8 protein-coding genes are annotated in these 12,439 nt (G+C 67.5%); 4 read left to right on the forward strand and 4 right to left on the reverse strand.

The features are described 5' to 3' along the window. Positions 1-91 precede the first annotated feature (91 nt). The 3 genes from K3A85_RS10045 to K3A85_RS10055 all read right to left on the reverse strand — a co-directional run bounded on the left by K3A85_RS10045 (position 92) and on the right by K3A85_RS10055 (position 6,558). A complete protein-coding gene (locus K3A85_RS10045; RefSeq protein WP_225206377.1) occupies positions 92-1,732 on the reverse strand; it encodes an alpha-amylase family glycosyl hydrolase in 1,641 nt (546 codons plus the stop codon). Next, a complete protein-coding gene (locus K3A85_RS10050) occupies positions 1,729-3,561 on the reverse strand; it encodes an alpha-amylase family glycosyl hydrolase (RefSeq protein ID WP_225206378.1) in 1,833 nt (610 codons plus the stop codon). The genes K3A85_RS10045 and K3A85_RS10050 overlap by 4 nt, the downstream gene beginning before the upstream one ends. Before the next feature lie 153 nt (positions 3,562-3,714). Beyond that, positions 3,715-6,558, reverse strand: a complete 2,844-nt coding sequence (locus K3A85_RS10055; RefSeq protein WP_225206379.1) for a TonB-dependent receptor — start codon at positions 6,556-6,558, stop codon at positions 3,715-3,717. 252 nt (positions 6,559-6,810) lie between these two features. Here K3A85_RS10055 and K3A85_RS10060 point away from each other — a divergent pair, with 252 nt between their 5' ends. Both K3A85_RS10060 and K3A85_RS10065 read left to right on the forward strand, forming a co-directional pair. Next, positions 6,811-7,845, forward strand: coding sequence for a LacI family DNA-binding transcriptional regulator (locus tag K3A85_RS10060; RefSeq protein WP_225206380.1), 1,035 nt, complete (start codon positions 6,811-6,813; stop codon positions 7,843-7,845). Positions 7,846-7,991: 146 nt separating this feature from the next. After that, entirely contained in the window at positions 7,992-9,485 is a 1,494-nt protein-coding gene (locus K3A85_RS10065; protein WP_225206381.1) for an MFS transporter, read from the forward strand. Here K3A85_RS10065 and K3A85_RS10070 read toward each other — a convergent pair. Next, entirely contained in the window at positions 9,482-9,781 is a 300-nt protein-coding gene (locus K3A85_RS10070; protein ID WP_225206382.1) for an HNH endonuclease, read from the reverse strand. The genes K3A85_RS10065 and K3A85_RS10070 overlap by 4 nt on opposite strands. A gap of 126 nt (positions 9,782-9,907) precedes the next feature. Here K3A85_RS10070 and K3A85_RS10075 point away from each other — a divergent pair, with 126 nt between their 5' ends. Then, positions 9,908-11,461 (forward strand): CpaF family protein, encoded by a 1,554-nt coding sequence (locus K3A85_RS10075; protein WP_225206383.1) that lies wholly within the window; start codon positions 9,908-9,910, stop codon positions 11,459-11,461. A gap of 53 nt (positions 11,462-11,514) precedes the next feature. Continuing rightward, positions 11,515-12,411 (forward strand): DMT family transporter, encoded by an 897-nt coding sequence (locus tag K3A85_RS10080; protein ID WP_225206384.1) that lies wholly within the window; start codon positions 11,515-11,517, stop codon positions 12,409-12,411. Positions 12,412-12,439: the final 28 nt, after the last annotated feature.

A 12,439-nucleotide genomic window follows, 5' to 3' on the forward strand; every position in this document is an offset into this window, starting at 1 on the left:
GCGGCGCTGTATAAAGTCGGCTTTTGCCGTCTTGTCGATGCCTGTCCGCCTTGGCGTGCGCCCGCCCCCGGCCGACCGGGCGCCCCTGCTCCTAGCGCGCCGGCGCGTAGAGCACGGCGCCGAACGGCGGCAGCGATCCGACTGCCGCGCCATTGACCGCGGCAAGGACCGTTCCCTCGCGCGCCAGCCCGTCGGGCCACGCGGCCGGCTCGCGCCCCATGTTCACCGCGACCAGCACCGTTTCGTCGCCGTGGCGACGGCGGGCCGAAAGCACGCTTTCGCCGGCCTCGATCACCTCGAACGCTCCCAGGCGCAGCGCGGGCGAGGCCCGCCGCAGGTCGAGCAGGCTGCGCGTCAGGTTGAGCAACGAGCCGCTGTCGGCCTCCTGCCGGTCGACCGCGCGGGAGAGGTTGTCCTCGCCGATCGGGAGCCACGGCTGGCCGGAGGTGAAACCGCCCTGCTCTGCCTGGGTCACCCACGGCAGCGGCGTGCGCGCGCCATCGCGCGACAGCGTCAGCGGCCAGTTGGCGATCGCCTCGGGGTCCTGCAGCAGCTCGAACGGAATCTCGACCTGCTCGAGCCCCAGTTCCTCGCCCTGGTAGAGGATGATGTTGCCGCGCAGCGCCGCAAACAGCACCGCCTTCATCCGCGCGAAGGCCGCCGCGTCCGCGGCCTCGGTCCAGCGCGAGAGCGCGCGCGGCGCATCGTGGTTCTCGAACGCCCAGCTCGGCCAGCCAAGCCCCGGCGTATCGGGCCACTTGGCGAGAACGTCGGCGACGAGCCGCGGCGTGATCGCCGGCGCATAGAGGAAATCGAAGCCGTAGGCGCTGTTGAGCCGCGTGTCGCCCGCGGTGAACGCCTTCATCTCGTTCTCGGCGAGATCGCCGCCGACTTCGGCGACGGTGAACACCGCGCCGTACTCGTCGCAGAGCGCGCGGATGCGCTCGATGAACCCGACGATCCCGGGATGCGACTGGTTGTAGATCTTGAGCTGGTAATCGAACGGGCGCGTGCGGCGCCGGCCATCCTCGGGCGTGGGCGGGTTGTCGCGCAACAGCGGGTCGTGCATCAGGAAATTGAGCGCATCGATGCGGAACCCGTCGACCCCGCGGTCGAGCCAGAAGCGCATGACGCCGAGCAGCGCTTCCTGCACTTGCGGATTGTGCGCATTCATCTGCGGCTGGCTCGCGAGGAAGTTGTGCAGGTAATACTGGCAGCGCCGCGCGTCCCAGCGCCACGCCGGGCCGCCGAACACCGACTGCCAGTTCGACGGCGGTGAACCGTCGGGCTTGGGATCGGCCCAGACGTACCAGTCCGCCTTCGGGTTGTCCTTCGACCGGCGGCTTTCGACGAACCAGGGGTGCTGGTCGGAAGTGTGCGCATAGACCTGGTCGATCGTGACCTTGAGGCCCAGCTCGTGCGCCCGCGCCACCAGCGCATCGAAATCGGCGAGCGTGCCGAAGATCGGATCGACATCGCAGTAGTCGGCGACGTCGTAGCCGAAATCATCCATCGGCGACTTGAAGAACGGCGAAATCCAGATCGCGTCGACGCCCAGCTTCGCGACATGTTCGAGCCGCGCGGTGATGCCGGGGAGATCGCCGATGCCGTCGCCGTTCGAATCCGCGAAGCTGCGGGGATAGATCTGGTAGATCGCCGCGCCGCGCCACCAGGGATGGCCGGTGGTGGCGGCGGTGGCGCTCGCAACATCGTGACGGTCGGAGTGCTTCATGAACCTTGCTTGTCCGGGACGTGATCGGGGAGGAGGCGGCAGACCATGCTGCCGAACGGAGGGAGCGCGAGCACGACCGAACCGGGCGCGTCGACCTGCGTCGGGCATGCCCCGAACAGGCTTTCGATGCCACTGGCCGAAGCGCCGATTGTGGTCGCCGCGCGGATCGGCTGGTCGCTGGTATTGAACGCGACGAGGTATTCCGCGCCGCTTGCCGGATCGAACCGCGAGACCGCGAACAGGCCCGGCGTTTCCGACCAGGCCCGGGTCACCTGGCGCCCGCGCGCGAGCGCCGGGTGCGCGGCGCGCAAGGCAGCGAGGCGACCGATCAGGCGGTACAGAGGATGGTCGGCATCGAAGCTCGACTGCGCCGTGGTCCGCGTCGTGCCGAGCAGGCGATTGTCGTTGTAGCTTGCGACCTTGCTCGCGAACATGTCCTCGCGCGCGTCCTGGTCGTTGCCGTCGCCGACGAAGCCCTGCTCGTCGCCGTAGTAGATCACGGGGGAGCCGCGCAGCGTCATTAGCATCACGTGCCCCAGCGCCACGCGGTCGAGCAACTCCTTATCGGAGATGCCAGGGCGATCGGTCCGCACCAGCGTGGCGAAGCGGCCCATGTCGTGGTTGCCAAGGAAGGTCGGCATGGCGAGCGCGGCCGCCTCGCCGCCTTCGTAGAGCACGTCGCCGTCGAACAGGTCGGCGAGCACGCTGGTACCCTTGCCCTGCCCCAGCACCGCGCGCACCGAGCCCTGGAACGCGAAATCGAGCACTGCGGGATAGCCGTCGCGGCGCGTGTACCGCGCGATGTGGCCATTGTCGGCGCTCTCGTGCGCCACCTCGCCGAAGATATGGAAGTTGGCGATGCCGCGCTTCCTCGCCGTTTCCAGCATCGCCGGGATGAACGCGCGCCAGAAGCCGGGATCGACATGGCGGGCGGTGTCGATGCGGAACCCGTCGACGCCGAAGTCCTCGATCCACTTCGCGTAGATCGCGATCATGCCGGCGCGCACGGCCGGGCTTTCGGTCATCAGGTCGTCGAGCCCGACGAAATCCCCGAACCGGCTGCTCTCGCCGCTGAAGGTGGTGTTGCCGCGGTTGTGGTAGTGAATCGGGCCGTTGAGCCAATCGGGCACCTTGGCGTGCTCTTCGCCCTCGGGAACGTACGGGGTGTAGGCAAACGAAGGGTCGGTGAGCCTGGCGAAATTGGCGGGGCTCGAATCCTCGTCGCCGGCAAAGCCTGCGTTGATCGCCCTGCCGCCAAGCCCACCCGCGCGCGAATAGGGATAGTCGGCGCGGCTGCGGTACGGGTAGCCTTCGGCGAGGCCTTCGCGATACCGGATCACGTCCGCGGTGTGGTTGGCGATGATGTCCATGTAGACCTTCATGCCGCGCGCGTGGGCGGCATCGACCAGCGCCTTGAATTCGGCATTGGTGCCAAGGTGCGGATCGACCTTGGTGAAGTCGGTGATCCAGTAGCCGTGGTAGCCTGCGCTCTCCTGCCCCTTGGGTCCCTGCACCGGCTTGTTCTTGAACACCGGGCCGACCCACAGCGCGGTCGCGCCGAGGCCCTGGATATAGTCGAGCCGGCGGATCAGCCCCTTGAGGTCGCCGCCATGATAGAACCCCTTCGAGGTCGGGTCGAAGCCGGTGACGAGCCGGTCGCCGCGCAGCCCGCCCGCGTCGTTTCGCGGGTTGGCGTTCTCGAACCGATCGGGCAGCACGAAGTAGACGGTTTCACCCGCAGGCGGCCGCTCGAGATAGCTTTGCGCCCCGGCCGGAACGGCGACGCCGGCGAGCAAGGCCGACAATGCAAGGGAAGCTGCGCGTCTCATGCCGTGTCCGGGCCTCTTGCGTCGGAGAGAAACTGCCGGGGTCTCGCGCCTCCGGTCGGGTGCCCGGACGCCCGAGGCATGCGCCCCTTGCTACAGCTTTGATTCGCAGGATCCCTGCCGGACCGAAGTCCGGCAGGAAGTCCCGATCCATGCTCAGAAGAACGAGTACGTTGCGTTGAGCAGGACGTTGCGCCCGAAGGTCTCGACACGCGTCACCAGGCCGCTGGCCGAGTCGGTGTAGACGTCCTTCTGGTTGGTCAGGTTCTGGCCCTGGAGCGACAGACGCAGGCCCTCGAGATACTTGATCCCGCTGTCCTTGAAGTCGTAGCCGATCTGCGCGTCCACCAGGGTCTGGCCGGCGCGGTTGACCGGCGAGATCGTGTTCGAGCCGCCACGGTCTTCCGACAGCCACGGCGAGCGCTTGTTGAGCGAGCCGCGCAGCGAGAAGCCCGCCTTCTCGAAGTAGCCGGTCACCTGGTAGACCCGCTTCGACAGGCCCGGAACGTCCGTGCCGTTGTCGAGCTTGCCGTCGGTGAAGGCCGCGCCGCCGACCACGCCGAAGCCCGACAGCGCCGGGACGATCCGGCCGAACGGCACGCTCACCTGAAGCTCGACGCCCTTCACCGAGCCCTTCAGACCACCGGTGAAGGTGGTGTTGAGGCCCTTGAAGGTGGCCGGCGCGACCTTGTTGCCGTTGTCGTCGGTGCCGTAGTGGTAGCTCGGGATGTAGAACTGGGTGTAATCGCGCACGGTCGTGGTGGCGACGTTCCAGTTCACCAGGTCCTTGTAGAAGCCGGCGATCGAGATGAAGCCGTCGGGCGCGAAGTAGTATTCGTAGCTCGCGTCAAACTGGTTCGCTTCATAAGGCCGCAGCCGCGCATTGCCGCCGGTCGAGACCCACGGCCCCAGGCCCGGATCGGTGTTGGTGACGTTGGCGATGTTGTTGCGGAACTTCACCGACGAACCCGGATTGAGGTAGTCGATGCGCGCGCGGCTGATCACCTTCGACGCCGCCAGGCGCAGCGTGTGCCCGCTGCCGAGGTCGAAGTTGAGGTTGAGGCTGGGCAGCGCGCGGCTGTAGTTCGCGCCATCGTTGATCGGCGTCGCGATCGTGCGGAAGTCCGCGCCGATCAGCGAGTTGAAGCCCGAGCCGCGCTGGCGGGTGATCACGCCCTGCACGCCGACATTGCCGAACATGCGCACGCCGCTGAACTCGGTCTCGAAGTCGACCTTGATGAACGGCTGCCAGATCTTCTCGCGGATCGTGTAGGTATCGCCGAGGCGATCGGGCTCGAGGCTGCCGGCGTCGTACTTGGTGTAGAAGTCGCTGTTGATCAGGCCCAGCGCATCGTAGGCGACGACGTTGCCCATGCCCACCCAGTTGAGGTCGGCGGTGCCGCGGCGCGCGCTTTCGGGGATGGCGCCGTCGAGCGGGTAGGTCTCGGCGGTGAGGAAGAAGCCCTGGTTGGTCTTGGCCTTCTTGTGCTCGGCATAGCGCACGCCGACGTTGACGTGACGAACGAAGCCTTCGTCGAAGTCCTTCTGCACTTCGAACCGCAGCGAGTTGAGGTGCTCGTCGAAGATGCCGGTGTTGACGAAGCCGTCCTGCGCCTGGGCGAAGCCGATCGGCTCGCCGTTGCGGCCGATCACGGCGGTCTGGTCGAGCTCGTCGATCGGCGCGAGGCTGCCGCCCCACGACTGCGGCCCGGCCAGGCGGACGACGTTGTAGTCGTCGTAGGACTGCGAGCTGTTCGAGAAGCGCAGGCCGTCCTTGGTGTAGGTGTAGGTGCGGATGTTGTTCGGGCCCTGCGTGGTCAGGCCGGCGCGGCCGAGACCCGAATAGCTCTCACCGCGGGTGTCGCGCTTGTCGCTCTCGGCATGCGAGACGTCGAGCGTCACGTGGAAGTCGTGCGACGGCTCCCACTTGAGGTTGCCGCCGAAGGTCTTGAGCTTGCCGCGCTTGTCGAGCGGGTCGGTGCGCAGGACCGAGTTGAAGCCGGTGGTGGTGGCCGAAGTGACCGCGGTCGCATTGGAGCTCAGCACCGTGCTGCCGTTCGACGCGACCGGGAGGGCCTCGATGAACCCGCGCGAGATGCCGCGGTCGGAGAAGTCGATGTAGAGGCCGTCCAGCGTGATCGAGAACGCATCGGACGGCTTGAACTCGAGCACGCCGGCCAGCGTCTTGCGCTTGAGCACGCGCGAACGCGACGAGATGTCGAGCCCGGCGGGGACGTACTTGCCCGCATCGGGACCCGAGGTGATCGCGCCCTTGTCGTAGCCCCAGACGCTAAAGAAGCGGTCCTGCGTCGGCGACGAGGTGGTCGCGGCGGTGAGCGCGATGCCGATGGTGTCGTTGGCGAACTTGTCGCTGTACGACAGCGCGACGCGATAGCCGGTGTCCTTGAAGTCGGGATTCATCGACTTCATGCCGTTCTTCTCGAACGTGCCGTTGACCACCAGCGTGCGCTTGTGCGCCAGCGGGCGGATCGTGCGCAGGTCGACCGTGCCGCCCACGCCCATCGCGCTGAGATCGGCGCTCGGGGTCTTGTAGACGACGGCGCTGTCGATGATTTCCGAGGGGTAGAGATCGTATTCGACGCCGCGGTTGTCACCGATGCCGATCAGTTCGCGACCGTTCATGGTGGTGCCGACGAAGTCTTCGCGGAAGCCGCGGACCGAGATGCCGCTGATGCGGCCGGCGCGGCGCTCGCCGGCAAGGCCGGCCAAGCGGCCGAGCGAATCGGCGACCGACGACTGCGGCAGCTTGCCGATGTCCTCGGCGGCCAGCACTTCGACGACCGTCGTGCTGTTCTGCTTGATGTCCTGCGAACGCTGCAGGCTGGCGCGGATGCCGGTGACGACGATGCCTTCGTCGGCGGGTGCGGCGGCGTCCGCCTGGGCCGCGTCCTGCGCGAACGACGGCGCAGCGACGAGCGCGATGCTCAGCGCAAGCAGCGACCCGCCCAGGCGGCTTGCGGAAATTGCGTGCTTATTCATGGTGCTGGTTTTCTCCCCCAACCGGCTCGTGCCGGCCTGAACCCTGTCGGCGCGACGCGCCAAAGTGGAGGAATGCGGCCATCGCTGCCGCAGCCTGTCAGGTTCGCATCCTCTCCGACGCCCCGATTACGCCTCGCCGTCGATCATGCGAACATGGCATACGTATACAGCGCCGCAAAGGTTTGCCTCCAATCTGGTTGCAACGCTTCGAGCGCAAGACTAATCACTTGATCCGTAAGGGGAGAGACGAAGATGGGGCGCCGTCCGTCGAACAAGCCTACCAGCTTCGACATCGCATATCTTGCGGGCGTGTCGCAGCCCACGGTGAGCCGCGCCCTGCGCGGGAGCAAGGCCGTCAGCCTCGCCACCCGGCAGAAGGTCGAGGCCATCGCCCGCCAGCTCAACTACACCGTCGACAAGAACGCATCCTCGCTGCGCTCGCAACGCGCCAACACGCTGGCGCTGCTGTTCTTCGAGGACCCGACGCCCGATGAATCGAACATCAACCCCTTCTTCCTGTCGATGCTCGGCCCGATCACCCGCCATTGCGCCGCGCGCGGGCTCGATCTGCTGATCTCGTTCCAGAAGCTCGACGACGACTGGCACAAGAAATACCAGGAGAGCCACCGCGCCGACGGGCTGATCCTCCTCGGCTACGGCGACTATACGCTCTACGAGGCGCGGCTGCGGCAACTCGTGCGCAGCGGCACCCATTTCGTGCGCTGGGGCTCGGTCGACCAGGGCACCATCGGAGCGACCATCGGCAGCGACAACTTCGGCGCAGGGCGGCTGGTCGGTGAACACCTGCTGGCCCGGGGACGGCGCGCGATCGCCTTCCTCGGCCAGGCGGATCCGCACTATCCCGAGTTCCAGCAGCGCCATGCCGGTTTCCTGCGCGCGCTCGAGACCGCCGGGATCGCCGCGGACCCGGCGCTGTTCGTCGACGTCATTTCCTCCGAGGAGCTGGGCTACCGCGCCGCGCGCACGCTGATCGAGCGCGGCAGGCCGTTCGACGCGATCTTCGCCGCCAGCGACCTGATCGCGATCGGCGCCCTGCGCGCGCTCAACGAGGCCGGACTGTCGGTGCCCGGCGACGTCGCGCTGGTCGGCTTCGACGATCTTCCCGCAGCAAGCCTCACCAGCCCTCCGCTCACCACGGTGATGCAGGACATGCGCCATGCGGGCGAGGCGCTGGTCGAAACGGTGCTCGCCCAGATCGACGGTCGCGCGCTGCCGCCCTCGGTCATGCCCACGCGGCTGATCGTACGCGGCAGCACCGGCGGCTGAATGGCGCCGGCGCGAAAGGCGCGCAGCGCCACTGTGTGAATAGTATTCGTATGCAATGCGATTGCCGCTGACGGTCCGTCCGTGCCATCGGCGCAAGGCCAGGGGCCGGCCGCAGGACGCGGCACGAAGCCCCGTCGGGAGACGAGATGACCGCGCAAAGCACGCCCCTGCCCGTCGCCAAGCCGCGACAGAGCTTTGCCGGGCTGTGGAACATCAGCTTCGGGTTCTTCGGCATCCAGGTGGCTTTCGGGCTGCAGAACGCGAACGTCAGCCGCATCTTCCAGTCGCTCGGCAGCAACATCGACGACCTGGCGTTCCTGTGGATCGCCGGTCCCGTCACGGGCCTGCTCGTCCAACCGCTGATCGGCCACTATTCGGACCGCACCTGGGGGCGCTTCGGGCGGCGGCGGCCCTATTTCGCAGCTGGCGCCCTGCTCGCCGGGCTGGCGCTGGTGGGCCTGCCCCATTCCGGCGCCCTGCTCCTCGCAGCGGCGTTCCTGTGGCTTCTCGATGCCTCGCTCAATGTCTCGATGGAGCCGTTCCGCGCCTTCGTCGGCGACATGACCGCGCCCGACCAGCGCGCCCAGGGCTTCGCCATACAGACCTGCTTCATCGGCGCGGGCGCGGTCGTCGGCAGCCTGGCGCCGGCGCTGTTCACCGCGATCGGCATCGCCAACACCGCCCCCGAAGGAGTCGTGCCGCCGTCGGTGCGGGCGAGCTTCCTGCTCGGCGCCGCGGCGATCGTGCTCGCAGTCGGCTGGACCGCGCTCACCACCCGCGAATACAGCCCCGACGACATGGCGCGCTTCGACGGCCGCGCGCCCGGCGACGAGGCAGCGCCCGAGCCGCTGGTCTATCCGGCACGCGGCGCGCTGTGGACCGCGGCGGGGATCGCGCTGCTTGCGCTCGTCGCGCTCGCCGGCCTCGATAAGCAACTGTTCGTGCTGGGCGCTGGCCTGATCGCCTTCGGCATTGCCCAGATCGTCTCGCGCGCGCGCCGGTCGACCGGCGCGGTCGCCCATATCCTGAGTGACCTCGCGCAGATGCCGGTCGAGATGAAGCAGCTGGCGCTCGCCCAGTTCTTCACCTGGACCGCGCTGTTCGTGCTGTGGATCTATACCACTCCGGTGGTCACGCAGTACGTGTTCGGATCGACCGACACCACCAGCGCCGCCTATAACGCGGGCGCCGACTGGGTGGGCGTGATGTTCGCCTTCTACAACGGCGTCGCCGCGCTCGCCGCCTTCCTCCTCCCGGTCATGGCCCGGCGCATCGGCAACGTGCGCACGCACATGGTCTGCCTGCTCGCAGGCTCTCTCGCCTTCGCGCTGATGCTCGTGATCCGCGACCGCACGGCCCTGCTCGTGCCAATGGCATTGATTGGCCTTGCCTGGGCCTCGATCCTGGGGATGCCCTACGTAATTCTCACCAGTGTGCTCCCCCCGCGCAAGTTCGGGGTCTACATCGGCGTGTTCAACTTCTTCATCGTGCTGCCACAGCTGCTGGTGGCGACGGTGATGGGCGGCGTGATCCGCAGCTTCTTCCCGGCCGCCCCGATCTGGACGATGCTCGTCGCGGCGGTGGTCATGCTGGCCGCGGCGCTCGCCACGCTGCAGGTGCGCGAACCCGGTCGCGCCTAGCCCTTGCGCCTAGCCGTCGGCGCATGGAAATCGGCAGGCTTGCCTGCGATCCAGCGCAGGAACGGCGCCAGTTCGCCCCTTGCCCGCAAGTGCTCCGGATCGCCACCGAAGCGCGCCAGTTCCGCATTGCTGAAGGTCGCGTGGAGCGTGCGGTGGCAGATCGGGTGAACCGGTTCGGTCTCTCGCCCGCCGCGCGACTTGGGCACCGGGTGATGCCATTCGACCTTGCGCCCGAGCGGCCTCGTGCAGAGCCAGCACAGGCGCCGTACATCCTTCGCTCCGACGTCCTCGTCCACGCGTTTCGCCCTCGTTTCGACCCGGTTAGGAAATCCTGAACCTTTCCAGCCTATTCACCATTTCAGGTTACCGGCCACTGACCAAAGCCCGGGCATGGCCATTCTGGGATTACGGAAGCACAGCGAATGAGCGCATTTGGTCGCAAACCGGGGATGGGTGGCTTGGCGCAGGGGCGTCCGGCATTCGGCGTGGCCCGCCCGATGAAGATCGGCGATGGCGGCGCGGCGGCGCAGGGAGCGCCCGCGCCCGCGCCGCAGCAGGTGCCGCTGGGCGGCGGCGGCGACCAGTTCCCGCCGCTTCCGCCGATGGACTTCGCCGACCAGCCGATGAGCCAGGCCGCGCTCAAGGCCGATGCGATGACCCGCCTCGCCGACCGCGCCAACGCCGTCGTCGACAACCAGTACCAGGCCGAAGGCTTCGAAGCCTCGGTCCACAAGATCAAGGAACAGGTGCTGCCACGCCTGCTCGAACGCGTCGATCCCGAGGCCGCCGCCACGCTCACCAAGGAAGAGCTGTCGGAGGAATTCCGCCCGATCATCATGGAGGTGCTGGCCGAGCTCAAGGTCACGCTCAACCGGCGCGAACAGTTCGCGCTCGAAAAGGTGCTGATCGACGAGCTGCTCGGTTTCGGCCCGCTGGAGGAACTGCTCAACGACCCCGACGTGTCGGACATCATGGTCAACGGGCCGGAACAGACCTACATCGAAAAGAAGGGCAAGCTCCAGCTCGCTCCGATCCGCTTCCGCGACGAAAGCCACCTGTTCCAGATCGCACAGCGGATCGTCAACCAGGTCGGCCGCCGCGTCGACCAGACCACCCCGCTCGCCGACGCCCGCCTCAAGGACGGCAGCCGCGTCAACGTGATCGTGCCGCCGCTGTCGTTGCGCGGCACCGCCATCTCGATCCGTAAGTTCTCCGAAAAGCCGATCACGCTCGACATGCTGCGCGACTTCGGCTCGATGTCGGACAAGATGTGCACCGCGCTCAAGATCGCGGGCGCGTGCCGCATGAACATCGTCATTTCGGGCGGCACCGGTTCGGGCAAGACGACCATGCTCAACGCTCTGTCGAAGATGATCGACCCGGGCGAGCGCGTGCTGACGATCGAGGACGCGGCCGAACTCCGGCTGCAGCAGCCGCACTGGCTGCCGCTCGAAACGCGCCCGCCGAACCTCGAAGGCCAAGGCGCGATCACCATCGGCGACCTCGTCAAGAACGCGCTGCGTATGCGCCCGGATCGAATCATCCTGGGCGAAATCCGCGGCGCGGAGTGCTTCGACCTGCTCGCCGCGATGAACACCGGCCACGACGGTTCGATGTGTACGCTCCACGCCAACTCCCCGCGCGAATGCCTCGGCCGTATGGAGAACATGATCCTGATGGGCGACATCAAAATCCCCAAGGAGGCGATCAGCCGGCAGATCGCCGAATCGGTCGATCTCATCGTCCAGGTCAAGCGCCTGCGCGACGGCTCGCGCCGCACCACCAACATCACCGAGGTGATCGGGATGGAAGGCGACGTGATCGTGACGCAAGAGCTGTTCAAGTTCGAGTATCTCGACGAGACCGACGAGGGCAAGATCATCGGCGAGTTCCGCCCCTCGGGCCTGCGCCCCTACACGCTCGAAAAGGCGCGCCAGTTCGGGTTCGACCAGGCCTATCTCGAAGCCTGCCTCTGACACCGCTGCATTGGGGCCTTGCGCACGGTCGCGCGCGGCCTAAGGCAAGCGCCATGCCCGTCGCCCAACGACCGATGCTCGCGCTGGCCCTGCGCCTTGCGGCGATGCTGATGCTCTCGGTCATGCTTTTGCTGGTCAAGATGATCGGCGAGCGCGGCGTCAGCCTGCCCGAAGCGATGTTCTGGCGCCAGGCGATTCCCGCGGTGCTGCTGGCGCTCTGGCTCGGCGCACGGGGCCAGCTCGGCCGTCTCGCCACCAGGCGCCCCTGGGTTCACGCCCGTCGCGCCGCGATCGGCACGACCGGGATGTTCATGACCCTGGGCGTCGTGCAGATCCTGCCGCTTGCCGAATCCACCGTGCTCGGGTTCACCGCGCCGATCTTCGCCGTGATCCTTTCGGCAGTGGTGCTAAAGGAGCACGTCGGTCCCTGGCGGTGGACGGCGGTGGTGTCAGGGCTGGCCGGCGTGCTGGTGATCGCCGGTCCCGATCGCAGCCACCTGCCGCTGTTCGGCCTCGCGGTGGGCATCGGCGCTGCGTTCTTCGTCGCGCTCGTGTCGATCCAGCTGCGCGATCTCGGCCGCACCGAAGAGCCGCTGACGGTGGTATTCTGGTTCTCGGCGATGAGCGCGCCGGTGCTGGCGCTGTTCCTGCTGCACACCGGCGTCCACCACGACGGCGTGCAATGGGCGATGCTCGCCGGGATCGGCGTCACCGGGCTCTTCGCGCAGATCCTGATGACCTCGGCGCTCCGCTACGGCGCGGTCGCCAGCGTGATCGTGATGGACTATTCGCAGTTCGCCTGGGCGACGCTGTGGGGCTTCGCCTTCTTCGGCCAGCTGCCGCCGGCGACGACCTGGACCGGCGCGCCGCTGATCGTCGCCGCCGGCCTCGTCATTGCATGGCGCGAACACGTCCTCGCAAAGGAACGCGCCGCCCTGCTCAACGCCTGAGCCGCGCGGCGCCCCCGCCCGGTGCGCG

The organism is Novosphingobium huizhouense (genome assembly GCF_020179475.1).
GTDB lineage: Bacteria > Pseudomonadota > Alphaproteobacteria > Sphingomonadales > Sphingomonadaceae > Novosphingobium > Novosphingobium huizhouense.